The organism is Desulfoscipio gibsoniae DSM 7213 (genome assembly GCF_000233715.2).
Lineage (GTDB): Bacteria > Bacillota > Desulfotomaculia > Desulfotomaculales > Desulfallaceae > Sporotomaculum > Sporotomaculum gibsoniae.
In genome coordinates this window covers 3,107,169-3,133,150 of sequence record NC_021184.1, presented here as the reverse complement: position 1 = coordinate 3,133,150, position 25,982 = coordinate 3,107,169, and the positions used below count along the sequence as shown (strand labels likewise).

Here is a 25,982-nt window from a genome sequence, read left to right as displayed (position 1 = left end):
TTCGCAGGTTGTTTGGTGAGATGGACATAGAATTTTTTGCTCTTTGTTACTTCCCGAAATATTTTGATCGGAAGTTTGGTGAATTTCACAAAGAGTTATTTGAAGAATTAAAATACATGCTTGATAACAAAGGGTCGATTGAGGCTTTTGGATTGCCGAGAGAACACGGTAAAAGCACCATCAACTCTTTTTTATTTCCGCTGTATTCAACAATATATAATAAATCACAGTTTACACTAATCATATCGGCAACCGAGCAGATAGCTCTCCCCTTCCTTGATATGATTAAGGATGAATTGGAAAATAACCAGCTATTAATTGAAGATTTCGGTATCTATAAAGGAAACCGCTGGAATAACAATGAAATCTGGATAAGGGGCAGGGGGGGAATTGATACCTGTATAATGATTCGTGGGATTGATGGTTCCCTTCGTGGAATACACTTCAAGCAGCATCGCCCTCAACTTGTTTTATTAGATGATTTGCTTAAAGATGATACCGCCAAAGCGGAGGAACGTACGGCCACAAGCGTTCCCCGGCCAACTAAATTGCCATAAGCGCTACAAATGGCATCGGTTATTTCTTGGGGAATTTTCTCGGCAAGGATCTTTTCTGTTATTATGCTGGATTGTAAGGTAACGTTTTGCGTATAGGCAGAACCGCTATCAAATATTGACCGGTACAGTTGGGTGAGTCCCGTTTTAGTGGTAAAATAACGGTATGCTTCCGCTGTGATACAAAAAACCGGGGGAACCGGGAAGTCCGACCGCATTAACTCGCCAAGGTTCGCCCCTTTTCCACCTACCAAAGGGATATCTTTCATGGTTAATTCACCAAAAGCCTTGATAAAGTCGTTCATAACTGTCCCCCCTTAATTTCTATTTATTTTGGTTGTCACAATGGCTTCATTGTATATCCAGCCCCAGAACCCGGATACTATGCTCAATTAAAAAATTAATTAACTCTTCCGAAGAAGTTTTTCGGCCGGTTAAATTCCAATACCTAATAAGCTGGTAGTTACCGTGAATATACATAACTGAAACTAGTTCAGTGTTTAAAGGTTTAATCTGCCCTTTATTAACAGCGTCATCAAGCAGCACCTTAAATCTAGTCACCATTGCTTGTAAAAATTCATCCCTTTTTTGTTGAAGGTCGGATAAATGCCGGTTGTTTAAAATAAATTGACCTTCATGGGGGTTGGCATTTGTCCACCAATTTATCGCTGCACGCATGGATTTAAATATAATTTGTCTTAAGTCGGTTTCACCCTGTACGGCTTCCTCCTGGCAATTAAAATAACTCCGGGCAATGCGGTTAAAAATTTCCTCAAAAATAAGTTCTTTATTGGGAAAATAAAAGTAAAGCGAGCCTACTGAAACACCAGCCGCATTACAGATATCCTGAATGGATGTGTTTTCGTAACCTTTTTGAGCAAATAGTGGTAACGCCTGGTCGAGAATATGCTGTTTCTTGGCTTCTTTTTGTTCCTGAACGTGTTTGGGTGTACGATATGGCACTTAAATCCCCCTTATATATAAAGCATAGAATAGCGTTCTATGCTTTATATATAACACAGCAGGTTATTTTTGTAAAGGCTAAAAAAGGGGATGCCAATAGAAAAGAGTTGGGAAATGTTTCTTTAGTTTCCCGAAGCTTTACAAGTATTGACATTTTCGTCCTACCACCATATGATGTTCATAATTAATTAGCTATATAAGCTATATATCCAATATGGTGGTGTTTCAATAAGCTATTAGGCTATTATTGCACGAGAGTACCGTATCCCAGCAGTAGTCGCGACCGGTAACGCTACTCAGATTTTAAGCGACGGTCAAGTTGTAACGGTAGATGGAATGGCCGGCACGGTTTCGGTGGAAGGACTATAACATGGTGAGGTGAATGAAGTGGATAAAAATATAAGAATTGCAGTTCTTAATAATGAGTTTGAGGCGCAATTGCTTGAAGCTGCTTTAAATGAGCAACAAATAGCTCATCATTTGGAATGCTACCATGACTTAGCCTATGATGGAATTTTTCAACTACAAAGAGGTTGGGGAGCAGTATATGCATCAGAAGCAGACAGATTAACAGTTATACAAATAATTGAAGAAATTAGAAAGATACCACAAGAAAATGACGAGATTGACAATTAGGTTACCAGAAATTTCAGAGGTATTAAGTATGAAAAGAGGTAAAATGTGAATCAATTAACCAACCCTTTAGAGATTTATAGATTGCTTCCGAAAACAAATTGCGGGGCATGTCAAACACTGACATGTTTGGCGTTTGCTGCTGCATTAATTAATGGTCAAAAAAGTTTAAGAGACTGTCCTCACCTGGAGGACAAAGCTATTGAGCAATATCTTTGTTATGTTCACTCGGAATGAAGTGAATCGCCATGTTAATTATGGTATAATTTTACTATAACTACAATGAGTAGGATCAAAAGAAATCATATTAAAGTCAAGCTTTAAATCAATATAAATCTATGCTTTTTTAACAAGAAGCAGTAGCTTATTCTAAAAAAACCGATGTCTTTGAAAACAAATCCATGAAGAGGAGGTATTTATTTGTTACCAAGACAAATTAACCAAATTATTGTAATTTTAGGGTCTTTGTGGTTGCTGTGGGTATTTTTCACCAGATATAGTTCTGAGTGGACAAAATCTGATTGGGCATATATTAGTTTTTTTGCTATTGTTGTTTTTTTCTCAGCATATAGTTTAATAAAAGAAAAAAAGGATTAAAAAGAGGGAAGAATAACAAAATTTATTTTTAGTTGTGCCCATAACCCAAACCGAAGTAAAACGGTAAATAATATAATGGTTGGTAGTGGTTTTTATCTTTTCGCTTAATTAACATAGTGCGTCACAGACTAAGATTCTGTGACGCAAAGACATCAATGAGAAAGAACCGCCTACAGGAAAATGCTTCTTACCAGGTCTAATTGAACCCTTGCCTGAACCGCCGCCATAGCATTGTCCCTTTATGCCGTCACATTCAATTAATTATTAAATCATTTCCAAACCAAAGCCCTCCCTACAAGGTCAACCAAGCCTTTAACTTCAACACCCAGTTCATGCTCCTCCACCATGGGATAAAGCTGAGCTTTACAGATGGAACACGGTGCACAAAGTATACCATTACCGTCTTTGCCTACACCAGTGGCCCGCACCTGGTCGGCTTTTTTCTGGCTAAGTTGTATTCGGCGCTGGTACATTTCCGGATCATCGAACAGGATTCCAGAACCACCGCCACAGCAAAAGTTATCCATACCATGGGGCGTCATTTCCCTAAAGTCGGTGGTCACTGCGCGCATAATGACACGCATGTTTTCGTTCAAGCCGCAGGCGCGCACGTAATTGCACGGGTCGTGCAGGGTTACGGGCTTTGAGTTTTTGGCCGGGTCAAGTTTTAATTCTTTGTTGCGGATCATTTCGGCAATCTCATCATGAATATGAATGATAGGCCATTTTACCGGCCTGTCAGCTAGGGAGGGGATGTACATCTTGGCCGCCCGCCAACCGTGACCGCATTCACCCCAGACGATCTTTTTCACACCCAGTTCCTGGGCCGCATTTAGCAGGCGCATAACATTATGCCGCTGCGTATAATACTGGTCAAACAAGAGACCAAAATTGCCGGCCTCGGTGACAGCACTGGGAATAGTCCAGTTGGCGCCGATATAGTTAAAGTACATGCCCGCGCCCATCAAAGTATAGTGGTTTAGCATAAAGTCCGCTGACGAGGGGATATACATGATGTCGGATGCGGGCTTATCGACCGGAAAATCTACTTCCACGCCAAACTCTTCCATAATTTCCTCTGACATAAATTCCAGGGTGTCAACAATGCCGGGTTTGGGAAAGTTTGTATGGTTGCCGACCCTTTCCATAGCTGCGCCAACGCTAGCGTGCAGTTTGGGGGTAATGCCCAGCCAGTGTAACAACTGGCGGCCGATAAAAGTTACTTCGCAGGTATCTATGCCAAAGGGGCAAACGTGCGCGCAGCGGCGGCACTGGCTGCACTGGTAGAAATAAGAATACCATTGTTCAATTACATCCAGGTTAATGTCTTCGGCGCCTACCAGCTTGCCAAACCAGCGCCCCTCCAGGGTAAAGTAACGTCTGTAAATTTTACGGATTAGCTCGGCCCGGTTAGTGGGAATATTATTGGGATCCCGGGTTCCCAGGTAAGTGTGGCAGTTTTCCGCACACTGGCCGCACTTAGTGCAGGACTCCATCGCCATAACAAAGGAACGAAACTTTTTGCGAATTTGATCCAGAAATTCCAGTGCTTTTTGTGGTTTTTCAGTATCTGGTACCGGTTCAATATGGATCTTACGCAGTTCGTCCGGTGTGGCCCGAACCGGCTGTACCATTCCTTTATATACTGGCATAATTTATACCCCCTCCATGGCAGCATCACTGGTCGAAATTTCAAGACCAGCTTTGCTGGCCGCAATTTAAATGAAATTTTAAGTTACCTGCCGGGAAGTCCCTAACGCTAAACTTGTCAAGGTTGTTTTTATAGAAGGTCATAGATCATTCCCATGTATAAAAAATAGCCTAAATAGAGAAAAAAATCTTGAGCTTTTTTACCCAAATGCTCCTCTTTGGACATCTTTCCGAATGGATGTAGATTGTCAATCAGGGTAAATCTGGAGAAATTCCCTCAACCATAATTATGGATATCAATGGTTCTCGGGATTCTACTCACAGTTCCGGCCATGAAAGCACAAAAATTCTTGCCGGCGACTGGAGAGTTATATTCAGCGTTTCGCCGGACTTAATGAATGCAAAGCCTTTGATTTCCTGATTTAAAATATTGCACTGGAACTGGTAATACAATAGAAGATACAATTGAAGATGCTCTTTTTGTAAAAAGTGAATGGATAAAAGCAGCCTACTTGTTGCACTAACGTGGAGTAATGTACATTAAATATTAACTTGAAGCAGGAATAACGGTTTCAAATAGGGAATATTCAGATAAATAAATATAATTTTACTAAACTCCCATGCCGCGAGGCGACGCAATTATGGATGAAAATAGCCAGCAACCGGCGCGATTCTATTTTCTTATAAAAAGAGGTGTTTAAAAATGGAATATAATGATGTAGTGAAGCATCTTGCTCCTTGTGGCCTTGATTGCATGAGATGTGCTGATTATGAACACGGAGAAATCAAACAATTAAGTTCACGGCTTATTCAATTACTCGGCAATTTCAGGCCGGTAGCAAAAATGAAAACAGAAAAACAACCTATTTTTAACGGTTACTCTCAGTTTGAAGCAATTCTAACCTCTTTTTCCAATGGCTCATGTAGCGGATGTAGAGGTGAAAATGTGCAATGTCCGATAACGACTTGTTCCGCCAAAACATGCCATAAAGAAAAAAACGTTGATTTTTGCTTTCAATGCAATGAATATCCTTGTGAAAAGCAGTTTACCGGCCGTTTAAGAGATCGCTGGAGATATATAAATGACCGCATGAAGGAAATTGGCGTAATCGAATATTATTACGAGCAGGTTAAGCTACCCAGATATTAGAGATCATATTAGTGAACGCTACTAAATAAGAAAGTCTTTAAAGAAGGTGAACTTAGATATGATAACCGTAGATAAAACCGTAAGGTTAAAAAAATTCCAAATTAGACTTCGCGAGTTAGGAATTGACGTGGCCCTATTAATTCATTCAAGGGATGTGTTTTACTATTGTGGGACTGCTCAACCCTGTATTCTAGTAGTTACACCAAATGATTATTATCTTATAGTTCGAAGGGCACTTGATTTTGTGTTAAGTGAAATATGGATAGACCCAAACAAAGTTATCTCGTCTGGTAGTTTTAAAGAAGCTTTATCTAAATTAAGAGAATTAGGTGTAAAAAAGGGGAAATTAGGTTTAGAAACCGATATAATTCCTGCTGAATTATTTTTTAAGATCAGTCAAATATTCATTGATTATACACCTGTAAATATTTCTGAAGAGATATTATTACAAAGGATGACAAAGGACGAAGAGGAAATTGAATTAATTAAATCTGCCTGTAACATAATGAAAACCGGACACCTAAGAGTTTTTGACGTGCTATCTGAAGGAATCACAGAATTAGAACTTGCCGCTGAAATAGAATATGCTCATAGAAAAGCCGGGCATGAAGGGGTCTTATCTATGAGAAATTTTGATTTTTACATAAGTCGTGGTCCACTTTCCTCCGGTGAAAACCTTTTTAAGGTTAGCGGGTTTTCCAATACCATTACCGGTATAGGCCTTAGCCCTGCTATACCTGCCGGGCCGTCTTTAAGAAAAATTAAAAAAGGCGATATAGTGATAGTAGATATACCTACATGTTACCACGGGTATCATTGTGATGAGACACGTACATATATTTTAGGAGAACCTACCCCGGAAGTCAGGTCGTTATTTGCATGCCTCAGGGAAATATCGGATAATGTCCTTTTTTCTCTAAAAGAAGGGGTAAAATGTAGTGATTTATTTGATATAGCATATAATAGTGCTTGTCGCTTAGGGGTTAATGATTACTTTTTAGGGTTAAACCCAAGAAAGGGTAATTTTATTGGTCACGGAATAGGATTAGATGCCAATGAGCCTCCCGTATTATTCACAAAATCAAACTTTGAATTAAGAAAAAATTCTGTAATTACTATAGAAATTCATTTAACACATCCCGAATATGGTGCGGTTAAATTGGAAGATATGGTTTTGATTAAAGAAAACGGGCATGAGGTTCTATCAGTTACCGAAAGGGAATTATTTGTAATTGATACTTTAGATGATATACTTTTAAAAACAGAGGTTCCAGGAGGCAAATAATGGATAAAGAACAGTTGCAAGAAATTTATTTAAAACCAGAGTATTATTGGGGAAAAGAACCTAATGATTTGGTAAGTAAAGTTTTAGAGTTTATACCCGATAACCAAACAAATAAAAAATTGGTTGATTTAGGTGCAGGAGAAGGTCGGGACAGTATTTTTTTTGCTAAACAAGGTTTCGATGTTTTAGCCGTTGAAATTGCACCGGCTGGTTTGGAAAAGGCAATTAAACTAGCTAAAGAAAACAATACTTCTATTAAAATTATGGAAGCAGATTTAAATGATTTTGTTTTACCAGATAAATTTGATATTGTTTATTCAATTGGAACTTTACAATACATTAGACCAGAAATTAGAAAACATCAGTTTGATAACATAAAAAATAATACAGTAGCCGGTGGGTTAAATGTAATGTGTACCTTCGTCGAACATCCAGATGTTGAGATTGCCCCGGATTGGGGTAAAAATGAATACCTCTATGAAAGACAAGAACTTCAAAGCTATTATAAAGATTGGGAAATGCTTTATTCTAATGAGTTTATATTTGATTGCGAATCAAGTAATATCCCTCATAAGCATGTTGTAAGAACTATTATTGCAAGAAAGCCTAATGATGTTAGTTAACTATTGTAGCATAATAAACATTCTGGCTACCATATTGAGATTTATCATCATAAGGGCGTTCCCTGAACAGCTCATGTCGATATTTAACAGCCAGGATAAGGAATTTATTACTTTCGGAAGCTATACTCTGGAAATCTCCATGATTCTTGTACCTATTATAAGTATCAAAATTATGATACAATAATGACAAAAGCTATTCATGAGGTGAACGATATGCCAATAATTCGTCCTGTGTCAGATTTGCGTAATAAAACACCAGAAATTGAGGAAATTTGCATCAAAGAACAAAAGCCTGTTTTTATTACCAAGAATGGCAACGGTCATTTAGTCATTATGAGCCAGCAGCTTTTTGAGGAGCAACAAGCCCTATTAGAACTTTATGACAAGCTGGACGAGGCCGAAGAACAAAGCCGCGCTGGAAAGCGCCGCCTATTCCGCGATGCTATGGCAGATTTAAGGAGCCGTATCCATGCCAAAGTATCCAATTAATATCACCGAAGCTGCAGTGCAGGATCTGGCAGAAATTATTGATTATATCGCAAACGACAATTCTGCTGCCGCACTTAAACTGGTGGATAAAATCGAACAGAACATTTTACAGCTCGAGGACTTTCCGCTAATCGGAGCGATACCGAAAAATAGAAGGCTGACCCGGCAAGGATATCGTATTTTGATAGTTGATAATTATTTGGTGTTTTATGTTTTGCTAAACAACGAAACGATTGAAATCAGGCGGATTATTAGCGGAAAAAGAGATTATAAGTTTTTACTTTAATTCGCCATCCCTTGTAATGCATCAGGGGTTGGATAATTTTAACTACCTGAGCCACCACGCGCATGGCGCCTCTTTTCAGTTTCCGTCCGTCTCAGTCATTTGTCAGGATGGGGATGGCATGATATCTATCACGAGCAATGAAAAATGTCATCTCGTTTTAAGGGTTCGCATGGCTAGGCAGATTCGATTTACTTTCGTTTGTTATTCCCCGCGTTTTCCTTTTTCTCGGGCAGGGGTTTGCGGGTCGGGTCAAATACAAACTCGGGTCTTATAGCCTGTACCGCCGAGCCATTTGCCTCTTGTGGCTGTTGCCCTTGTCCCGTATCGTCCGTCATCGTTAAATCTTTGACCCTAATAAAAAACAACGCCGTTAGAGCCGTTACCCCGGCCAGTATGGCACCGCCCCAGTACATGTAGGCGCTGCTTATGCCCATCAGATAGCCAAACAGGGGAGGCCCCGCGGCCACACCTAAAAAGCGCACGCTGCCATATACGGAAGTGATCAGGCCTCTTTCCTGGGCGTCAGTGGTGCTGGTAATAATAGTGTTTAAACAAGGCAGCAGCAGACCCGTACCCAGTCCGGTAATGGAAATGCCGGCGAAGAAGAAATAAATGTTTTGGTACAGATTTAATGCGGCCAGGGAAGCTGCTACCAGGCTGAGCCCTGTGACCACCAACCACTTCATCAGCCGAACTTTCTTTTTGATGAGTAGGCCGGTGACGTAAGAAGTAACGGACATGAACAGCACGGGTACGGCCAGGGCAGCGCCTTTAACGATACCTGTTAAACCCACGGTTTCCTCCAGGTAATCACTTAAGAAAAACAATATACCGAAGAGTATAAGCAAGGCTACCATACCACCCATGAAAATGGTAGCCAGTAATACTGACTTTTTTTGGAAAACTTTTTTAATGGACTTGCCATATTGGGCAATGCTTTGGGTAGCCCGGTTGCTCTCAGGTTCCTTGATTAAAAACCAAATGCCCAATGCGATGGGGATAATAATGGCCGGGAAAAATAAAAAGGTAGCGTACCAGGCAATTAAGCCAATGGCGGCACCTAGTACGGGGCTAAGTACTTTGCCAAAGCCGTTGGCGGCCTCCACTACCCCCAGTGCCTTGCTGCGTTTGGGGCCGGTAAATAAGTCTCCGGTCAGGGCCATGGCGATGGGGGTGGTGCCCGCAGCACCGATACCCTGGACAATGCGCCCGCTGATAATCCATGTATAGGCCCTTTCATGCAGAAATATTGCAGCCAGCCCGGCGATAACCCCGCCTAGGCCGTATAAAATCAAACCGGGAATAATTACTTTTTTGCGGCCGATGCGGTCGGATAAAAAGCCGGCCAGCGGAATGAGCAGGCCGGGTATGGAAAATGCGGTGATGATCATGCTGACTTTTAACTCGCTGAGGTTTAGCGCTGCCTGTAATTGCGGCAGTACCGGTATAAGCATGGAGTTGCCCAGCACCATAATAAAAGGTACGCCTGCTATGGCGGCCAGTGCAGAAGTTCCGGCTTTCGCCCCCATGATGTCCACATCCTTTCTCAAACACTGGATATTTTACCTCCCGATCGTAAGTGCTATGCATTTTAATGCCCGCACCCGCATAAGAAAAAATAGTAATTAACGGGGGTGGGAAATAATGTTTTTTTTATTTGATAAGATTGTACTCTCCATGGCAGCCATGCGGTTTTTATCAGCAACTATTGAATTTACAGCGGCCTTACTCATGCTGCACTTCAATCGGGTGGAGACAGCCTTTAAGATAAATGCTGTGCTTGCCATGGTAGGACCCACCGTGCTGATTATCGTTACCACCCTTGGACTGGTGGGGTTGGCCGGCAAAGTATCGCTTTTGGGCATGGTCTCTGTAATGCTTGGGGTGACATTGATTTTTTTAGGTATTAACAAACTTTAATTAGTACTACAGCTATTTGTTGGGCACTGCCCGAAGACAATTTCCATTTCCCCTGCAATCCTTGGCCTTTTAACTTTTTGAACCAGAACACAAAGCCGGAAGAAAGAAAATGGAAACATCCCGTGTTGAACATTCTTATCTGGCAGCAAGATCTAAAGGTAAGACGTTGGAAGCGTCCAATTGTCTTGTTGTAAAGGTAAGACGTTGGAAACGTCCCCTTGTCTTCCCTTGTCTTACCCAACACCCGGCACCAAACATTCCCCAGCTTAGCTGGGGGGTAGTTGGCATTTTTTACTGGGTGAAAATTAGCAGAGTGTGTTGCCGAAACCCGTTGACACCACCCTTTGTTTTTGATAGTATTGCCTAGATGAAAAATCACCTTTTAAATCGGTCCCGTGAGACCGGTAAGGATCCATAGTGTAAACAGGTTCAGTATGCCTGTCTATGCCTCTTACCGGGATAGACAGGTTTTTTTAATGCCATTTATGAACGGGGGGTATTGTCTTGCCAGCATTAAGGGAAAAGGCTCGGATAATTGACCAAGATGGTATCAGGCGTGCCCTGACCCGTATTGCCCACGAAATTATTGAGCGAAATAAGGGTACGGATAATTTGGTACTGATTGGTATCAGGCGGCGGGGTGTACCGCTGGCCAGACGATTGGCCGATAAAATCAAGGTAATTGAAGGCAGTCAGGTGCCGGTGGGTGTGCTTGACATTACGCTTTATCGGGATGATTTATCTACATTAAGTCACCAACCCGTAGTTCGGCAAACTGCGGTTAACTTTTCCATAGAAGGTAAGAGAGTGGTGCTGGTGGATGATGTTTTATATACCGGTCGTACTATTCGGGCTGCAATGGATGCTATTATGGATTTGGGGCGACCAAGGAATATTCAATTAGCGGCACTGATCGACCGGGGACATCGTGAATTGCCCATCAGGGCGGACTATGTAGGTAAAAATGTGCCTACAGCCCGTCGTGAGCTGGTGGAAGTGCACCTGGTGGAAATGGATAATGCTGATGAAGTTGTTATCATGGAAAAAACTTAAAATTTTGGCTCCTTTAAGCGGTCCCGTGAGGCTGGCAAGGGAGAGCTTTAAGCTCTAATGGGGATAAACGTGCTTAAATGCATGGTGTCAAACACATCCCTGTGTATTAGCTCAGTCGGCCTCCGCCGGGTTTTTCTAAACCGGGGAGGCTTATTTATTGGGGAGGGGGGGACCCTTGGATTGTATAAACATAAGGATTTGTTGGGATTAAAAAATCTGACTGCCGCCGAAATTAATTTTTTACTGGACACAGCTGTACCCATGAAGGAAATCATTAGCAGACCCATTAAAAAAGTACCTACGCTGCGGGGGCGTACGGTAGTGAACCTTTTTTATGAAAACAGCACCCGAACCCGCAGCTCATTTGAACTGGCGGCCAAGTACCTGAGTGCGGACAGCATCAATATATCCAGTTCCTCCAGCAGTGTTGCCAAAGGTGAAAGTTTATACGACACCGCCCGGACCATTCAATCGCTGGGCGCTGACGTGGTTGTGCTGCGCCACCCTATGGCCGGGGCGCCGAATTTACTTGCTAAAACTGTAAAAGCAGCGGTAATTAACGCGGGGGATGGGGCACACGAGCATCCCTCCCAGGCGCTGCTGGACCTTTTTACCGTAAGGGAGCACCGTGGAGAAATAGATGGTCTTACGGTGGTAATCGTTGGAGATATTCTACACAGCCGGGTAGCCCGCTCGGATATTTGGGGATTTACTAAACTGGGGGCCGAAGTGCGGGCCTGCGGCCCGCCCACGCTGCTGCCCCCCGGACTTGAACAAACCGGTGCCCGGGTGTTTTACCGGCCTGAAGACGCCCTGGTGGGCGCCGATGTGGTCATTATGCTGCGTATTCAAAAGGAAAGGCAGCAGCAGGGCCTGTTCCCGGGCCTGAGGGAATACGCCCGGCTGTATGGGCTGAACCGGGAGCGCATTGCCCTGGCCCGGCCGGATGTGCTGGTCATGCATCCCGGGCCCATAAACCGTGGGGTGGAAATCGCCCATGATATTGCTGACGGGCCTGCGTCGTTAATTGAAGAACAGGTAACCAACGGGGTGGCGGTGCGTATGGCCTTGCTGTACCTGCTTACCGGGGGAGGTGCTAACAATGAAGCTGATTATTAGAGGCGGCCGGTTAGTTGACCCGGCTTCAGGCAGGGACGAAACGGCCGATGTATGTGTGCAAGACGGTATCATCTGCGCTCGGTTTACACCAGATAGGAACACGAAAATAATTGATGCCACGGGCAAGATAGTGGCACCTGGCTTTATCGATATGCATGTGCATCTGCGGGAGCCGGGCTATGAGGCCAAGGAAACCATTGCCACCGGCACTGCGGCAGCGGCCCGGGGCGGCTATACCGGCGTGGCCTGTATGCCTAACACCGACCCGGTGACAGATAACCGTTTTATTGTAGAGTTTATCCGCAAGCGGGCGGTCGAAGAAGGCCAGGTTAATGTCTATCCCATTGGCGCTATCACCAGGGGCAGCCGGGGTGAGGAGCTGGCCGAATTGGGTGACATGCGGGACGCCGGTGCGGTGGCCTTTTCCGACGACGGCCGTCCCGTATCCGATGCCGGGCTGATGCGCCGGGCCATGCAGTACTGTAAGATGCTGGGCGCTCCTGTGATTTCCCACTGCGAAGATCAAACCCTGGCGGCGGGTGGAGTGATGCATGAGGGATATAATTCCACCATGCTGGGGCTGAAAGGGATTCCCGCCTCAGCCGAAGAGGTTATGGTGGCCCGGGACGTCATACTGGCGGCCGAAACAGGCTGCCCGCTGCACATAGCCCATGTAAGCACCGCGGGGTCTGTGGCGCTGATCCGGGAGGCCAAAAAGCGGGGCTATGCCGTTACCGCGGAGGCGACGCCGCACCACTTCACTTTAACCGACCGTGCGGTGGCCCGGTACAATACTGCGGCCAAGGTTAACCCGCCGCTGCGTGGTGAAAAGGACGTGCAGGCGGTGCGGGAAGGGTTGGCGGATGGCACAATAGATGTAATTGCCACCGATCACGCCCCCCATACCTATGATGAAAAGAACGTGGAATTCGATCTGGCCCCCTTTGGCCTGGTGGGACTGGAAACTGCGGTGGGGCTGGTTTGGACCGAGCTGGTGCACACAGGCATTCTCACTCCTTTGCAGGCGGTGGCCAAATTATCGCTGCACCCGGCCCGCGTATTGGGCGTTGATCGTGGAACTTTGGCCGAGGGAAGCGCAGCGGATATTACCATTATAGATCCCATATCTACGCAAACAGTGGATCCCGAACAATTTGCCAGCAAGGGCGAGAACACTCCCTTTGCCGGTCGAACCCTGAAAGGATTACCGGTAATTACCATACGGTCGGGTTTTTGTATATATACTGCATAAATTGCTGTTACAACTGGTCGTTTGGTATAATTATGAAACTTACCGCAGAGGTATGAATATCGTCTAGACTATTATTATATAGCGCTTTGAATATAAAAAAACAACTTGTCGTTTCCAGCGGGGCATGATAGATACAATAGCCAGTCATAATTGGATTAAACTGCGGAGGTGTATGCGTTTTGAAAGCTATGTTAGCTCTTGAAGACGGGACCCTTTTTACGGGCCGTGCTTTTGGTGCCACGGGGGAGCAATGGGGCGAGGTTGTGTTTAATACCGGCATGACCGGTTATCAGGAAATATTGACCGACCCTTCTTATTGCGGTCAGATAGTGGTGATGACTTACCCGCTGATCGGTAATTACGGTATCAACCGTGAAGACTTTGAGGCCAAAAAATCCTTTATTCGCGGCTTTGTGGTCAAAGAGGCCTGTGACTATCCCAGTAACTGGCGGGCCGGTTACCGTATCGGTGATTTCTTAGCCCGGGAGGGAGTGCTGGGTATCAGTGGAGTGGATACCAGGGCGCTTACCCGACACCTGCGCAGTTACGGAACCATGCGGGGCGTTATCGCCACCGGTGCGGTGGATCAGGCTCAACTCGTAGAGAAAGCCAAAAATTGCCCGCACCTGAGCGGCCAAAAATTGGTGGCTGATGTGGCCGTCAAAGAGACCTACGCCATTGAAGGCCGGGGCCCTCGGGTGATGCTCATTGACCTGGGTTCCAAACAAAATATTATTCGCAAGCTCCGGGAGCGAAACTGCGCGGTAATTGTGGTGCCCCCCGACATTACGCCCGAGCAAATCGCACAGATTGGTCCCGATGGGGTGTTGATTTCCAACGGGCCCGGTGACCCGGTGGACGTGCCTAAAACCATAGCTACCACCCGGGAGATCATCGGCAAATATCCCCTATTCGGCATTTGCCTGGGCAATCAGGTAATGGCACTGGCACTGGGTGCTAAAACCTATAAAATGAAGTTCGGCCACCGGGGCGCCAACCACCCGGTAAAGGATTTGCGTACCGGCCGGGTCTACATTACCTCGCACAATCACGGATTTTCCGTGGATGAGGAGTCCCTTAAAGGAATGGATATTGATATTACCCATATCAATTTAAACGATAACACGGTGGAAGGGATCCGTCACAAATACTTGCCTTTGTTTGCGGTGCAGTACCATCCCGAGGCATCACCGGGGCCGCAGGAGTCTGACTATATATTCGACCAATTCATGGATATGATGCGCGGGGAGGTACAGTGATATGCCAATTAAGGAAGGGATTAAAAAGGTTTTGGTAGTGGGCTCCGGTCCCATCATCATCGGCCAGGCCGCTGAATTCGACTACGCGGGTACCCAGGCCTGCCGGTCGCTGCGGGAGGAAGGGCTGGAAGTGGTGCTGATCAACAGCAACCCGGCTACCATCATGACCGACGCCAATATGGCCGATCGGATTTATATCGAGCCCATCACCCCTGAATTCGTCGCCCGGGTCATTGAACAAGAAAAACCCGACGGATTTTTACCCTCCCTGGGCGGCCAGGTTGGGCTGAATATGGCGCTGCAACTGTCTGAGTTGGGAGTGCTGGATAAGTATAATGTGCAGTTGCTGGGCACCCCGCTGGATGCCATTAAACGGGCCGAGGACCGGGAGCAGTTCAAGTCCACCATGGAGAGAATTAACGAGCCCGTGCCTGAAAGTGTCATCGTTTGCTCGGTGGAAGAAGCGGTGGCATTTGCCAAGCAGATCGGTTTTCCGCTGGTGGTGCGCCCGGCCTACACCCTGGGCGGCACCGGTGGCGGCATGGTTTACAATATGGATGAGCTGGTCAGCACCTGCACCAAGGGTTTGAAGGCCAGCATTATCCACCAGGCACTCATTGAACGCAGTTTGGTGGGCTGGAAAGAAATTGAGTTTGAAGTAATGCGGGATAGTGCTGATAACTGCATTACCATCTGCAGTATGGAAAACATCGATCCCATGGGCGTGCATACCGGGGACAGCGTGGTGGTGGCACCGGCCCAAACCTTAAGCGACCGGGAATACCAGATGCTGCGCAGTGCCGCGCTGAAGATTATTCGCGCCCTGGGCGTGGAGGGCGGCTGCAACGTGCAGTACGCCCTTGATCCCAACAGCTACACTTATTACGTTATCGAGGTCAATCCCCGGGTATCCCGGTCGTCGGCCCTGGCATCCAAGGCCACAGGTTATCCCATCGCCAAGGTGGCCAGTAAAATCGCCATTGGCCTGAACCTTGATGAGATTAAAAATGCGGTGACCGGTAAAACTTATGCCTGCTTTGAGCCATCGATTGATTACGCAGTTATCAAGTTCCCCCGCTGGCCATTTGATAAGTTTGCCCTGGCTGACCGGTCCCTGGGTACCCAGATGAAGGCCACCGGTGAGGTAATGTCCATTGACCGTACCCTCGAGGGGGCGCTGCTGAAAGCGATTCGCTCCCTGGAAATTGGCGTGCCTGGCCTTTTTTACCCCGGGCTGGCGGATCTATCCCAGGAACAAATCGAGCAAAAACTGGTGCAGCCCAACGACGAGCGACTGTTTGTATTGGCTGAGGCGCTGCGCCGGGGTATGCTTTTTGAACGCATATTTAACCTGACCAAAATTGACCGCTTCTTTATCCAAAAGATTTATAACGTGGTGCAGTTGGAGGATCAACTACGCCGTGGAGGCCGGACGGGGTTGACAGCGGAGCTGCTCAAAAAAGCCAAAGAAATGGGTATGGCCGATGCTTACCTGGCCCAAACTGTGGGTATTACATCGGATGAGGTGCGGGCGCTGCGCAAAGGGTACGGCATTGAGCCGGTCTATAAAATGGTGGATACCTGCGCTGCAGAATTCGATGCCGTTACGCCTTACTACTATTCTTGCTATGATACCGAAGATGAAGCCCAACCCACAGATAATCGCAAGGTGGTGGTGCTGGGCGGCGGTCCCATCCGCATTGGCCAGGGCATCGAATTCGACTACTGCTCGGTGCACTCGGTGTGGGCGCTGAAAGAGATGGGCTATGAAGCTATTATCATCAACAATAACCCCGAAACCGTCAGCACTGATTTTGACACCGCTGACCGGCTATACTTTGAGCCGCTGCTGCCCGAAGATGTAATGAATATACTGGAAAAGGAGAAGCCTGCAGGCGTAATTGTGCAGTTTGGCGGCCAGACGCCTATTAACCTGGCTGCGCATATACACAAGGCCGGCTTTAATATTTTAGGCTCCTCTTTGGATAGTATTGACCGGGCCGAGGACCGCGAGCGTTTCGACGCCCTACTCAGTCAACTGGATGTTCCCCGGCCCCCGGGGGGTACCGCCTTCTCAGTGACCGAGGCCGAGGAAATTGCCGGTGAAATAGGTTTTCCGGTGCTGGTGCGCCCCTCTTATGTGCTGGGTGGGCGGGCTATGGAAATTGTTTATAATATCGAAGATTTGAGAAACTATATGGAAACAGCCGTTAAGGTGACACCGGAACACCCGGTGCTGGTGGATAAATATTTCCTGGGCGAGGAAATTGAAGTTGACGCCATCGCCGACGGGGAAACGGTGCTAATTCCCGGTATTATGAAACACGTAGAACGGGCCGGAGTGCATTCGGGGGACAGCATTGCCGTTTACCCGGGCGACCACCTGGACCTAACGGTGCGGGAGCAGATCGTGGACTATACCACCCGGCTGGCTTTGGAACTTGATGTGCGGGGTATGATCAACATTCAATATGTGCTTTACAACGGCCGAATTTACGTGCTTGAAGTGAACCCCCGGGCTAGCCGCACGGTACCTTATATGAGTAAAATCACCGGTATTCCCATGATTAATCTGGCCACCAAGATTATCATGGGCCAAAACCTCAAGGATATGGGCTACCAGGGCGGTCTTTACCCGGAGGGCAATCTGGTGGGGGTTAAGGCCCCCGTGTTCAGTTTCGCCAAGCTGCTGCAGGTGGATATATCACTGGGCCCCGAAATGAAATCCACCGGTGAGGTGCTGGGGGTGGACGCCAGCTACCCGGTGGCCCTGTACAAAGCGCTGTTGGCTTCAGGTGTAGTGTTCCAAAGGAAGGGTAATATACTGGTGACAGTGGCTGATAAAGACAAAGAAGAGATGCTGCCCATTATCAAGGGTTTCAGCAGCCTGGGTTATAATATATTTGCCACCACGGGTACGGCCCGCTACCTGGAGGCTTACGGGGTGACTGTGACGCGGGTGAACAAGGTGCGGGAAGGTTCTCCCCACATTGCCGACTTGCTGCGCCAGGGAGATATTCACCTGGTGATCAACACTCTGACCAGAGGCAAAGCCCCCGAGCGGGACGGATTTGTAATCCGGCGGGCCACCGTGGAACTAGCTGTACCATGTCTGACCTCCCTGGACACTGCCCGGGCCATTCTGGAAGTGCTGGGCGATATCAAGGAAGGTTCCGATTTTCCACTGCTGCCGCTGCAGGAATATGGTGCCGGGTGTTGAAAGGTTGAAAGGTTGAAAGGTTGAAAACTTAAGCCCCGAGCGGAATAGTTATTCCGCTCGGGGCTTATCATAATCGAGCATTTGCCCGGTTTAGGTTAAAGGAAAAGTAAAAAGACCTGAATCAAGCGCTTTTCCGTAAGAATTCCACCGCTTGCATCAGGTCCCGGTTCAAGTTGTTGAACCACTCTTTCAGTTCCTGGTTCTTTTCAGCCTTTTCATTGTTGGAGCGAATCATTTGGGTTAATGCGCTTATAGCGTGCTCTCTATCCGACATGCAGCAATACCTCCTTTAAATATAATATACCAGAGTGTTGTTAAGTGTTCATGAAACCAATATTAATTTTAAGTGAATATAGCTTCGAATTTTACACTAAGGAATTTCCTTTGTATTATGGGCTATTTTAACTTTAATTTTCTTGTGTAATTACGACTATACGAATTAAGTAAACGGGGGTGACCATTTTTATGTCCCAGTTAGTGCAGGCTGAGATAACCGATTGCCGGGAACCTGCGCCCGGTGTATGGGTTACTGAATTTTTGGCCCCATCCCTGGCCCAGGCGGCTATGCCAGGGCAGTTTTTACATATCCGCTGCGGGGAGGGCAGTGACCCGCTGCTGCGGCGTCCCATCAGCATTCACTCCGTGGACCGGCTGTCCGGCCGGATGAAAATAATGTTTCAGGTGGTGGGTAAAGGTACGGCCTGGCTGGCCGGCCGCCGGGATGGTTTTTTAGATATTATGGGTCCTTTGGGCCGTGGCTTCACTGTGTTCACCGGGGAGCAGGCCAGTCATAATTATAATAGGTTTATCGTGGTAGGCGGTGGCATTGGAGCTGCGCCGCTGTATTTTTTATTGCAGGAAATAGCACGGGCTGGCCATGCTCAGCGGGTTAAGGTGCTGCTGGGTGCTCGCAACGCCCACCAACTGCTGATTCCTGATGCTGCCGAAGAATTAGGTTTTGCTGTACGTGTGGCCACGGACGACGGTTCCGCCGGGCACCGGGGGTTGGTTACTGATTTGCTGGCGGAGGAGCTGCAGCGGAAACCGGACTATGTTTATGCCTGTGGCCCATCGCCCATGTTAAAGGTGCTGTGTGCCATGTTAAATGACGCGGGAGTGCCGGGTGAGGTGTCGGTGGAGGAGAGAATGGCCTGCGGGGTGGGTGCCTGCCTATCCTGTGTTTGCCGTGTAAAGGATGCCAATGGTATGGAAATATACCGGCATGCCTGTGTTGATGGGCCGGTTTTTTCAGCGGGGGAGGTGATCTGGTGATGAATATGGCGGTTAACCTCGGGGGCATTAGTATGAATAATCCTGTGACCACGGCTTCCGGTACCTTCGGTTTTGGTTTGGAATACCAGCCATACGTTGCTTTGCAACGTCTGGGGGCGATTATTGTTAAAGGCACCACGCTTAAACCCCGGTTGGGCAACCCGCCGCCGCGCATTGCCGAAACACCTTCGGGGATGCTCAATGCCATTGGGCTGCAGAACCCGGGCGTAGAGCGGGTGGCGGAGGAAATTATGCCCCGGCTGGCCGCGCTTGGAGTGCCGGTGATCGTAAACATTGCCGGTGATACGGTGGAGGATTATGCGCAAGTGGCACGCCGTCTGGACAGTGTCCCCGGCGTAGCTGGATTGGAAGTCAATATATCATGCCCCAACGTTAAAAAAGGAGGCATTCAGTTCGGCAGTGATCCCTACACGGCGGCAGAGGTGACCCGGGCGGTCAAGGCGTCTGCTGGTTTGCCCGTTATCGTCAAGCTGTCCCCCAACGTAACGGATTTGGTAACTATGGCCGAGGCGGTGGCCGGAGCCGGCGCAGACGCGCTGTCTATGATTAATACCCTGTTAGGTATGGCTATTGATGTGGACAGGCGCAGGCCGGTGCTGGGCAATATTACCGGCGGGTTAAGCGGCCCGGCAGTGCGCCCGGTGGCGGTGCGGGCGGTTTGGCAGGTGCACCGGGCGCTGCCTCTTCTGCCCATACTGGGTATGGGGGGAATTATGACTGCTCGGGATGCCCTGGAGTTTATCCTGGCCGGAGCTACGGCGGTGGCGGTGGGCACCGGCAATTTCGTCAATCCACGGGCTACCCTGGATGTTGTGGAAGGTATTGAGCAATATATGATCGATCACGGTTTTGTCGATATCAGTGAACTGGTTGGATTGGCCCAGCGGTACCCAAACAAGGAGTGATATAGAATTGTCAAAGGATAAATTAATCGTTGCCCTGGACGTGGACACACAGGAAAAGGCGCTTGAGTTGGTGGGCGAACTGGCCGGGCATGTGGGATTTTTTAAAGTAGGGATGGAATTGTTTTACGGGGCCGGTATCGAGATCGTCCAAGAGATAGTGGCCGCAGGGACGCAAGTTTTCCTGGACCTGAAACTGCACGATATACCAAACACCGTGGGGAGGGCCGCCCGGGTGCTGGTGCGTTCCGGGGCCTCTATAATCAATGTACACGCCTCCGGGGGCGGTGCCATGCTGCGGGCCGCAGGTGCATCCGCCCGGGAAGAAGCCGACCGGTTGGGTATACCGGCCCCGCTGGTGGTGGCGGTGACCGTGCTCACCAGTATTGACCGGGAGACGTATCACCGGGATATGGGTTTTACGGGTGAAATTGAGGAACGGGTGCGATCCTGGGCACTGCTGGCCCGGGAATCGGGTTTGGATGGCGTGGTTTGTTCACCTCAGGAAATTAAGCTGGTGCGCGATACCTGTGGGCCGGATTTTACAATCATTACCCCCGGCATTCGCCCTGCCGGAGCTCAGCTGGGCGACCAGCGCCGGGTAATGACACCGGGAGAGGCCGTCAAGGCAGGTGCCAGTCATCTGGTGGTGGGGCGCCCGGTGACCGGGGCCACAGACCGGATTGCTGCGGTTGCAGCTATACTAGATGAAATATAAGCAATTGGTGCCGGGTGTTGAAAGTTGAAAGATTAATCAAAAACCCTTCCCTGCTTAGCCGGGGAAGGGTTTTAAATAAATTATGGAAATCATGCTTTGTGAATTCTTGTGGGTAACTTTTAACGCCGAACGGCAATTTTTTGAGCCTTAATTATTTTATTTTAAATATTTTTTTACATTGCTGTCATCTTTTTGTGGTTAGATGTGTTTAAACTTACAGGTGATCGTTTATACTGGCAAATACCATTAGCAATAAAACTTATCTTTTCAACGTAGCTTCTTGCGAAAGTGTATTTGATTAATTATGGTAATGATACAAGACCTTGGTAACCTTTAAAAACACTGGAGGTACGTATTAACTTTATGGGGTAATGGCTACTATTGCTTTGTCCATATCTTAGCCAATAGATTTTATAATGCGGATAGTAAGAGGGAGGAGTGGTTATGTCGGGAACAAGCGGGGTTTTTGACGCAGTTAAATCACCCGATGAAATATTCAAACTGCTATATACTACTTGTTACAGGTTGACAGGTAACCACCGACTGACTGCCAAGCTTATCGAAGCATCCGTTTGTACCTTGAACCCGCAGGGTCGACAAGGGTGCAACAAGTTATTCAAGGGCATAGTTCAGTTATTTAACCGGAATAAAAATATAAATGTTAATTCTGTTTTTAAAGCTTTATGTTCTGCATTTATAAATAAAACCACATTGGTATGTGAACAGGACCATACATACGCTTCAATGACAACTTATGAATACTCTCGCAGTGGATTGCAGATGCAAGAGGCGTTGCTGTGCTTGCCGCCCTTGGAAAGGCTGCTGGTGGTATTGCGGGATACATTGGGTCTGACCTATTCTGAAATAGCTGATTTAACCGAGTTGGATAAAACAGATGTGGCATGTTTGCTATCTGCAGGAAGGTGGTCCCTGCGGAAAGTATTGAACGTTTCGTCTCCATCGAAAAATCCGCCTAAACGGGCAAGGGCGATGGAGTTTAGGTGATGAAAGTGATACACGTAAAAAAGAAAAATCAATTGATATTAACCAGCTTTAGTCTGGGGACCGGCGGCACGATAAATAGCGGTGTTGCAATGCGTGCTGTTTTATGTCTAGTGTTACTGGCTCTTATTTGGTCAACTGCAGGATGCGGAATTGATTCTCATCGGCAGGAACAGGCCCATAGACCGCTGATTCAGACGCTGGGCCCTTCACCTGTGGAGGAAAAACCATCTGAGGAACGAAATGTCTATGATTTGGTAGTCCTTGGTGCCAGGCAGGAAGTAGTCCGGAAAGTGATATATGATGCTTCTTACCTTAAAATAGATTACCCGGGCGGTGATGTACCACCCGAAGGCGGGGCCTGCACCGATGTGGTGGTGCGGGCTTTCCGCCATGGGGGCATTGATTTGCAGAAACTTATTCACGAGGACATGCGTGATTATTTTGAGCTGTATCCACAAAACTGGGGTTTACAGGGCCCGGATACCAATATTGATCACCGCCGCGTACCCAATCAAATGAGGTTTTTTACCAGGTACGGGCAATCTCTTCCTCTTCTGGTCGAGGGGGATGATTTATCAACCTGGCAATGGGGTGACGTGGTCTACTGGCGGTTTCCCAACGGTCTGGAACACTGTGGTATAATCAGCGACCGTAGAAATAGAAAGGGTGTGCCCCTGGCCATTCATAACGCCGGCATGGCCAGGGAAGAAGATTGTTTGGCCAAATGGGAAATTATAGGCCACTTCCGTTATCCTCCGGTTGATTATACGTCGCCCTCTTCCGGTACGATGCAGATTAAAACAAAGTCCTGATGCCCGCGGTTAATAAACTGGTGCTCCGTGCCGCCGGGAATATACGCCGTATAACCGGGTTCTACAGGATGTTCCTGGCCGTCCAGGTACATAATACCTTCGCCGCTAACAATGTAGTTGATATGCGGCCAGGAATGAGAATGTCGGGGAGTGTGCCCCTCCGGTGCAACGGTGAACAGGCGCATCACCCACCCGGCCCAGCCCTGGTCCGGACCCACCAGGGTTTGTTTGATTACATTTAGCGCCCCCGGGGCGTTTACATGAATCTCCTTAATGTTTTTAGCACTGTCCAGAAACATTACGAAACCTCCTTTTTTAACTAATAGTATAAAATTATAGTGCGAGCTGTACTGAGTTTATATCCTCAATACAACACCTCCACCAACGCACCATTTAAATACTTTCTTTGCGTACCTTTATATCACCTCTTATGTCTCATGTTTAATTTTATGTACTTTACCTGTTTATCCTTTTTTAACCCCAAAATAATAAGACAGGCAACTGTGGTAGTCTTTTGTTAAAGGATAACAGTTGTCTTTTGTGTTATATTATAAGTAACTTAACGACATAGTTGGTGGTTGGGTATGAAATTATCTATGTGAGAAAGGGTTTATCACTTTATGCTATTTGCAGCTGTGATAATCGGCCATATAGGGTTATGGTATCATAATGAGATCGGTGTCAAATTGAGATATGTGCTGTTAGACTGAAGATAATAAGATAAAGTATCAGGTTGAGATGTTAATTATCATCCTGTTATCTCTTAGTTGATTTAAAAAGCAGTTAATTAGCCTGTGCACGACGTGGTCGGTGATTGGCATATGAATTGCAATGACATAAATTATAACGCCGAAAAAGTGAAAGGAGTGGTATATATGGCAATGCCTGCAAGACAATATAATAGTTATGGAATACACATCAATCGTCAATGGTGCAAGGGTTGCGGTATTTGTGCCGCTCTTTGTGGGAAAAAAGTAATATTGTTGGATAACCGGGATAAGGCTGTGTCAGTTAACCCGGCGTCCTGTATCGGCTGTGGTCAGTGTGAAATTCATTGCCCGGAATTGGCTATTTCTATTCATGTAGTGTAGCGAAGATTGGAGCGGGAATAATATAGGTTATAATAAATGTTAGCTTATGTAATTATGGTGGTGCAGCCGATATAAAAAAACTGGCCGAAGGGGGGGTGCTGAGATGAGCCAAATGGTTGAAATGGCCCGGTTGATGCAAGGAAACGAGGCAGTGGCCGAAGGGGCATTGGTGGCCGGGGTGCGTTTTTTTGCAGGTTATCCTATTACTCCGTCAACGGAGATCGCAGAAATTATGGCAGAACGCCTACCGCGGATGGGCGGTAAGTTTATGCAAATGGAAGATGAACTGGCTAGTTTGGCTGCGGTAATTGGTGCATCGCTGGCAGGCCTAAAGTCCATGACAGCCACCAGTGGGCCGGGATTTTCCTTAATGCAGGAGAATATTGGCTTTGCCGCCATGGCCGAGGTACCCTGCGTCATTATCAACGTCCAGCGCAGTGGTCCCAGCACAGGTATGCCCACAGCACCTGCCCAGGGGGACGTAATGCAGGCCCGCTGGGGTACCCATGGCGATCATCCCGTTATTGTGCTTAGTCCTGCTTCGGTGCGGGAAGTATTTGACCTAACGGTGCGGGCAGTAAACCTGGCTGAAAAATACCGGGTGCCGGTTATATTGCTTATGGATGAAGTGGTGGGTCACCTGCGGGAAAAGGTGGTTTTACCCAGCACCGGTGAAATGCAAATAATCAACCGTTTGGTCCCTGCTTCCAATGCGGCAGGTTATTTACCCTATCGTCCGGATGAGAACGGGGTCCCTCCTATGGCTAGTTTTGGAGACGGCTATCGCTATCACGTTACCGGCCTGGCTCATGATGAACAGGGTATGCCCACCAGTGATCCTGAGGTGGTGGAAAATCTGCTGCAGCGCTTGCATAATAAAATTAATTATCATTTAGCCGATATTATACTTGACGATGCATTTTATTTAGAAGACGCTCAGGTGGTGGTGCTGGCCTACGGCTGTTCGGCCCGCCCTGCCCGCCACGCGGTAAAAGAAGCCCGGCAAAAGGGCATCAAGGCAGGATTATACCGCCCGCTTACCCTTTGGCCGTTCCCTGAACAACGAGTGCTGGAAATAGCCCGGCGGGCACATACCATCATTGTGCCGGAAATGAACCTTGGCCAATACCGGTTGGAAGTGGAACGGGTGGTTCGGAATCTTACACAGGTCCGGGGGTTGCACCGTGTGCATGGTGAGTTAATTGAGCCCGGTGATATACTTGCGGCCATCCAGGAGGTGGTTTAGCATGCGGGGATTGGAACGTTACCTGCGAATGGAAAAATTTCCTCATATTTGGTGCCCTGGTTGTGGCAACGGCATTGTATTGGGCTCTTTGTTGAGGGCCATAAAAAAGCTTGATCTGAATCAGGACCGCGCGGTGATTGTAGGTGGCATTGGGTGTTCCTCAAGGGCGGTGGGTTACCTTGATTTTAACACGCTGCATACAACCCACGGGCGGGCACTGGCCTATGCCACGGGTATAAAAATGGCCCGTCCGGAACTGAATGTAATTGTAATCACTGGAGACGGAGATGCCACCGCCATTGGCGGCAACCATTTTATACATGCAGCCCGGCGAAATATTGATTTAACAGTATTGCTTTTTAACAACAACATTTACGGCATGACCGGGGGACAGTTTTCACCAATGACGCCGGTGCATAAAAAAGCCACCACCGCGCCATATGGAGTTATTGAACCAAATTTCGATATAGCGGAATTGGCCCGCGTCGCTGGTGCCAGTTATGTGGGCAGAAGTACCACTTATCACAGTGGTTTGCTTTCCGAGCTAATTGTAGAGGGCATTAAAAACAGAGGTTTCAGTCTGATTGAAGCTATCACCGCTTGTCCCACGGCATACGGTAGGCGCAACAGCATGAAGGGCGGGTTGGAAATGCTGCTGTGGCAAAAGGAAAATGCAGTACTGGTGCAAAAAGCAGAGAAAATGGATTCAAATGAGTTGGCCGGGAAAATAATTATAGGCCGTTTGCATAGCCAGGCAAGCCCCGAATACACTGCGGTGTATCAGCAGTTAGTCGATGGGATTAGTCAAAAAACAGGTGGCGGTATGATAGCCCCGCTCAAGGGTACTTAACGGGGGTGAGGG

Annotated in this window: 30 protein-coding genes; 24 read left to right on the top strand and 6 right to left on the bottom strand. The window is 47.3% G+C overall.

Features of this window, described 5'->3' with window-relative positions:
• Positions 1-20 precede the first annotated feature (20 nt).
• A complete protein-coding gene (locus DESGI_RS23925) occupies positions 21-557 on the top strand; it encodes a hypothetical protein (protein WP_006520684.1) in 537 nt (178 codons plus the stop codon).
• On the opposite strand, the gene DESGI_RS26475 is transcribed toward DESGI_RS23925, so the two are convergent.
• A complete protein-coding gene (locus DESGI_RS26475; protein WP_353740045.1) occupies positions 461-772 on the bottom strand; it encodes a PEP/pyruvate-binding domain-containing protein in 312 nt (103 codons plus the stop codon). The genes DESGI_RS23925 and DESGI_RS26475 overlap by 97 nt on opposite strands.
• 133 nt (positions 773-905) lie before the next feature.
• Positions 906-1,517, bottom strand: a complete 612-nt coding sequence (locus DESGI_RS14630) for a TetR/AcrR family transcriptional regulator (RefSeq protein ID WP_006520686.1) — start codon at positions 1,515-1,517, stop codon at positions 906-908.
• Between the two features lie 243 nt (positions 1,518-1,760).
• Here DESGI_RS14630 and DESGI_RS26470 point away from each other — a divergent pair, with 243 nt between their 5' ends.
• From DESGI_RS26470 to DESGI_RS24650, 4 genes are all read left to right on the top strand, one after another.
• Entirely contained in the window at positions 1,761-1,886 is a 126-nt protein-coding gene (locus tag DESGI_RS26470) for a PEP-utilizing enzyme (protein ID WP_083940032.1), read from the top strand.
• Between the two features lie 18 nt (positions 1,887-1,904).
• Complete coding sequence (locus DESGI_RS14620) at positions 1,905-2,153, top strand: hypothetical protein (protein WP_006520687.1); 249 nt, start codon at positions 1,905-1,907, stop codon at positions 2,151-2,153.
• 45 nt (positions 2,154-2,198) lie between these two features.
• Complete coding sequence (locus DESGI_RS23915) at positions 2,199-2,387, top strand: (Fe-S)-binding protein (RefSeq protein ID WP_006520688.1); 189 nt, start codon at positions 2,199-2,201, stop codon at positions 2,385-2,387.
• 183 nt (positions 2,388-2,570) lie between these two features.
• Positions 2,571-2,747, top strand: a complete 177-nt coding sequence (locus tag DESGI_RS24650) for a hypothetical protein (RefSeq protein ID WP_006520689.1) — start codon at positions 2,571-2,573, stop codon at positions 2,745-2,747.
• A 269-nt stretch (positions 2,748-3,016) separates the two neighbouring features.
• On the opposite strand, the gene DESGI_RS14615 is transcribed toward DESGI_RS24650, so the two are convergent.
• Positions 3,017-4,399, bottom strand: coding sequence for a (Fe-S)-binding protein (locus DESGI_RS14615; protein ID WP_006520690.1), 1,383 nt, complete (start codon positions 4,397-4,399; stop codon positions 3,017-3,019).
• Positions 4,400-5,100: 701 nt separating this feature from the next.
• Between DESGI_RS14615 and DESGI_RS14610 the strand changes: the two genes are divergently transcribed.
• From DESGI_RS14610 to DESGI_RS14585, 5 genes are all read left to right on the top strand, one after another.
• Positions 5,101-5,547: a DUF3795 domain-containing protein gene (locus DESGI_RS14610; protein WP_006520691.1), complete on the top strand. Its 447-nt coding sequence runs from the start codon at positions 5,101-5,103 to the stop codon at positions 5,545-5,547.
• A 58-nt stretch (positions 5,548-5,605) separates the two neighbouring features.
• The gene (locus DESGI_RS14605; RefSeq protein ID WP_006520692.1) at positions 5,606-6,832 is read left to right on the top strand and encodes a M24 family metallopeptidase; all 1,227 of its coding nucleotides are present in this window, start codon (positions 5,606-5,608) and stop codon (positions 6,830-6,832) included.
• Entirely contained in the window at positions 6,832-7,455 is a 624-nt protein-coding gene (locus DESGI_RS14600) for a methyltransferase domain-containing protein (RefSeq protein WP_006520693.1), read from the top strand. Before DESGI_RS14605 ends, DESGI_RS14600 begins: the two co-directional genes overlap by 1 nt.
• Before the next feature lie 213 nt (positions 7,456-7,668).
• Positions 7,669-7,944, top strand: coding sequence for a type II toxin-antitoxin system Phd/YefM family antitoxin (locus DESGI_RS14590; protein ID WP_006520694.1), 276 nt, complete (start codon positions 7,669-7,671; stop codon positions 7,942-7,944).
• On the top strand, positions 7,925-8,230 hold the full coding sequence (locus tag DESGI_RS14585; protein WP_006520695.1) for a type II toxin-antitoxin system RelE/ParE family toxin: 306 nt from the start codon (positions 7,925-7,927) through the stop codon (positions 8,228-8,230). The genes DESGI_RS14590 and DESGI_RS14585 overlap by 20 nt, the downstream gene beginning before the upstream one ends.
• 188 nt (positions 8,231-8,418) lie before the next feature.
• On the opposite strand, the gene DESGI_RS14580 is transcribed toward DESGI_RS14585, so the two are convergent.
• The gene (locus DESGI_RS14580) at positions 8,419-9,759 is read right to left on the bottom strand and encodes an MFS transporter (protein ID WP_006520696.1); all 1,341 of its coding nucleotides are present in this window, start codon (positions 9,757-9,759) and stop codon (positions 8,419-8,421) included.
• Between the two features lie 115 nt (positions 9,760-9,874).
• Between DESGI_RS14580 and DESGI_RS14575 the strand changes: the two genes are divergently transcribed.
• The 6 genes from DESGI_RS14575 (at position 9,875) to carB (ending at position 18,053) form a co-directional block, all read left to right on the top strand.
• Positions 9,875-10,150 (top strand): YqhV family protein, encoded by a 276-nt coding sequence (locus DESGI_RS14575; RefSeq protein WP_006520697.1) that lies wholly within the window; start codon positions 9,875-9,877, stop codon positions 10,148-10,150.
• 504 nt (positions 10,151-10,654) lie between these two features.
• Complete coding sequence (gene pyrR, locus DESGI_RS14570) at positions 10,655-11,203, top strand: bifunctional pyr operon transcriptional regulator/uracil phosphoribosyltransferase PyrR (protein WP_006520698.1); 549 nt, start codon at positions 10,655-10,657, stop codon at positions 11,201-11,203.
• Positions 11,204-11,383: 180 nt separating this feature from the next.
• The gene (locus tag DESGI_RS14565; RefSeq protein ID WP_015617980.1) at positions 11,384-12,322 is read left to right on the top strand and encodes an aspartate carbamoyltransferase catalytic subunit; all 939 of its coding nucleotides are present in this window, start codon (positions 11,384-11,386) and stop codon (positions 12,320-12,322) included.
• Positions 12,306-13,574, top strand: coding sequence for a dihydroorotase (locus DESGI_RS14560; protein WP_006520700.1), 1,269 nt, complete (start codon positions 12,306-12,308; stop codon positions 13,572-13,574). The genes DESGI_RS14565 and DESGI_RS14560 overlap by 17 nt, the downstream gene beginning before the upstream one ends.
• Positions 13,575-13,753: 179 nt before the next feature.
• Complete coding sequence (carA, locus tag DESGI_RS14555) at positions 13,754-14,833, top strand: glutamine-hydrolyzing carbamoyl-phosphate synthase small subunit (protein WP_006520701.1); 1,080 nt, start codon at positions 13,754-13,756, stop codon at positions 14,831-14,833.
• A 1-nt stretch (position 14,834) separates the two neighbouring features.
• Positions 14,835-18,053: a carbamoyl-phosphate synthase large subunit gene (gene carB / locus DESGI_RS14550; RefSeq protein WP_006520702.1), complete on the top strand. Its 3,219-nt coding sequence runs from the start codon at positions 14,835-14,837 to the stop codon at positions 18,051-18,053.
• A gap of 121 nt (positions 18,054-18,174) precedes the next feature.
• Here the strand turns inward: carB and DESGI_RS14545 are convergent, their stop codons facing one another.
• Positions 18,175-18,327, bottom strand: a complete 153-nt coding sequence (locus tag DESGI_RS14545) for a hypothetical protein (protein WP_006520703.1) — start codon at positions 18,325-18,327, stop codon at positions 18,175-18,177.
• A 191-nt stretch (positions 18,328-18,518) separates the two neighbouring features.
• Here DESGI_RS14545 and DESGI_RS14540 point away from each other — a divergent pair, with 191 nt between their 5' ends.
• From DESGI_RS14540 to DESGI_RS14520, 5 genes are all read left to right on the top strand, one after another.
• Positions 18,519-19,325, top strand: a complete 807-nt coding sequence (locus DESGI_RS14540; protein ID WP_006520704.1) for a dihydroorotate dehydrogenase electron transfer subunit — start codon at positions 18,519-18,521, stop codon at positions 19,323-19,325.
• Entirely contained in the window at positions 19,325-20,251 is a 927-nt protein-coding gene (locus DESGI_RS14535; RefSeq protein WP_006520705.1) for a dihydroorotate dehydrogenase, read from the top strand. The genes DESGI_RS14540 and DESGI_RS14535 overlap by 1 nt, the downstream gene beginning before the upstream one ends.
• 7 nt (positions 20,252-20,258) lie before the next feature.
• Positions 20,259-20,966, top strand: a complete 708-nt coding sequence (pyrF, locus tag DESGI_RS14530; RefSeq protein ID WP_006520706.1) for an orotidine-5'-phosphate decarboxylase — start codon at positions 20,259-20,261, stop codon at positions 20,964-20,966.
• Positions 20,967-21,410: 444 nt separating this feature from the next.
• The gene (locus DESGI_RS14525) at positions 21,411-21,971 is read left to right on the top strand and encodes an RNA polymerase sigma factor (RefSeq protein WP_006520707.1); all 561 of its coding nucleotides are present in this window, start codon (positions 21,411-21,413) and stop codon (positions 21,969-21,971) included.
• Positions 21,971-22,783 (top strand): DUF1287 domain-containing protein, encoded by an 813-nt coding sequence (locus DESGI_RS14520; RefSeq protein ID WP_006520708.1) that lies wholly within the window; start codon positions 21,971-21,973, stop codon positions 22,781-22,783. Before DESGI_RS14525 ends, DESGI_RS14520 begins: the two co-directional genes overlap by 1 nt.
• On the opposite strand, the gene DESGI_RS14515 is transcribed toward DESGI_RS14520, so the two are convergent.
• The gene (locus tag DESGI_RS14515) at positions 22,735-23,082 is read right to left on the bottom strand and encodes a cupin domain-containing protein (protein WP_006520709.1); all 348 of its coding nucleotides are present in this window, start codon (positions 23,080-23,082) and stop codon (positions 22,735-22,737) included. The genes DESGI_RS14520 and DESGI_RS14515 overlap by 49 nt on opposite strands.
• A 576-nt stretch (positions 23,083-23,658) precedes the next feature.
• On the opposite strand from DESGI_RS14515, the gene DESGI_RS14510 reads away from it, so the two are divergent.
• The 3 genes from DESGI_RS14510 to DESGI_RS14500 all read left to right on the top strand — a co-directional run bounded on the left by DESGI_RS14510 (position 23,659) and on the right by DESGI_RS14500 (position 25,970).
• Positions 23,659-23,874, top strand: coding sequence for a 4Fe-4S binding protein (locus DESGI_RS14510; protein WP_006520710.1), 216 nt, complete (start codon positions 23,659-23,661; stop codon positions 23,872-23,874).
• Positions 23,875-23,977: 103 nt separating this feature from the next.
• On the top strand, positions 23,978-25,120 hold the full coding sequence (locus DESGI_RS14505) for a 2-oxoacid:acceptor oxidoreductase subunit alpha (RefSeq protein ID WP_006520711.1): 1,143 nt from the start codon (positions 23,978-23,980) through the stop codon (positions 25,118-25,120).
• Between the two features lies 1 nt (position 25,121).
• Entirely contained in the window at positions 25,122-25,970 is an 849-nt protein-coding gene (locus DESGI_RS14500) for a thiamine pyrophosphate-dependent enzyme (protein WP_006520712.1), read from the top strand.
• Positions 25,971-25,982: the final 12 nt, after the last annotated feature.

Bases quoted from the DNA above. Each gene is read 5' to 3' on its own strand.
- DESGI_RS26475 (WP_353740045.1), bottom strand. From the start codon at position 772: ATGCGGTCGGACTTCCCGGTTCCCCCGGTTTTTTGTATCACAGCGGAA.
- DESGI_RS14505 (WP_006520711.1), top strand. From the start codon at position 23,978: ATGAGCCAAATGGTTGAAATGGCCCGGTTGATGCAAGGAAACGAGGCA.
- DESGI_RS14520 (WP_006520708.1), top strand. From the start codon at position 21,971: ATGAAAGTGATACACGTAAAAAAGAAAAATCAATTGATATTAACCAGC.
- DESGI_RS14545 (WP_006520703.1), bottom strand. From the start codon at position 18,327: ATGTCGGATAGAGAGCACGCTATAAGCGCATTAACCCAAATGATTCGC.
- DESGI_RS14540 (WP_006520704.1), top strand. From the start codon at position 18,519: ATGTCCCAGTTAGTGCAGGCTGAGATAACCGATTGCCGGGAACCTGCG.
- DESGI_RS14500 (WP_006520712.1), top strand. From the start codon at position 25,122: ATGCGGGGATTGGAACGTTACCTGCGAATGGAAAAATTTCCTCATATT.
- DESGI_RS14515 (WP_006520709.1), bottom strand. From the start codon at position 23,082: ATGTTTCTGGACAGTGCTAAAAACATTAAGGAGATTCATGTAAACGCC.
- DESGI_RS14610 (WP_006520691.1), top strand. From the start codon at position 5,101: ATGGAATATAATGATGTAGTGAAGCATCTTGCTCCTTGTGGCCTTGAT.
- DESGI_RS14575 (WP_006520697.1), top strand. From the start codon at position 9,875: ATGTTTTTTTTATTTGATAAGATTGTACTCTCCATGGCAGCCATGCGG.
- DESGI_RS14535 (WP_006520705.1), top strand. From the start codon at position 19,325: ATGAATATGGCGGTTAACCTCGGGGGCATTAGTATGAATAATCCTGTG.
- DESGI_RS14510 (WP_006520710.1), top strand. From the start codon at position 23,659: ATGGCAATGCCTGCAAGACAATATAATAGTTATGGAATACACATCAAT.
- DESGI_RS14580 (WP_006520696.1), bottom strand. From the start codon at position 9,759: ATGGGGGCGAAAGCCGGAACTTCTGCACTGGCCGCCATAGCAGGCGTA.
- DESGI_RS23925 (WP_006520684.1), top strand. From the start codon at position 21: ATGGACATAGAATTTTTTGCTCTTTGTTACTTCCCGAAATATTTTGAT.
- DESGI_RS14525 (WP_006520707.1), top strand. From the start codon at position 21,411: ATGTCGGGAACAAGCGGGGTTTTTGACGCAGTTAAATCACCCGATGAA.
- DESGI_RS14585 (WP_006520695.1), top strand. From the start codon at position 7,925: ATGCCAAAGTATCCAATTAATATCACCGAAGCTGCAGTGCAGGATCTG.
- DESGI_RS14590 (WP_006520694.1), top strand. From the start codon at position 7,669: ATGCCAATAATTCGTCCTGTGTCAGATTTGCGTAATAAAACACCAGAA.
- DESGI_RS14605 (WP_006520692.1), top strand. From the start codon at position 5,606: ATGATAACCGTAGATAAAACCGTAAGGTTAAAAAAATTCCAAATTAGA.
- DESGI_RS14600 (WP_006520693.1), top strand. From the start codon at position 6,832: ATGGATAAAGAACAGTTGCAAGAAATTTATTTAAAACCAGAGTATTAT.
- DESGI_RS14615 (WP_006520690.1), bottom strand. From the start codon at position 4,399: ATGCCAGTATATAAAGGAATGGTACAGCCGGTTCGGGCCACACCGGAC.
- DESGI_RS14560 (WP_006520700.1), top strand. From the start codon at position 12,306: ATGAAGCTGATTATTAGAGGCGGCCGGTTAGTTGACCCGGCTTCAGGC.
- carB (WP_006520702.1), top strand. From the start codon at position 14,835: ATGCCAATTAAGGAAGGGATTAAAAAGGTTTTGGTAGTGGGCTCCGGT.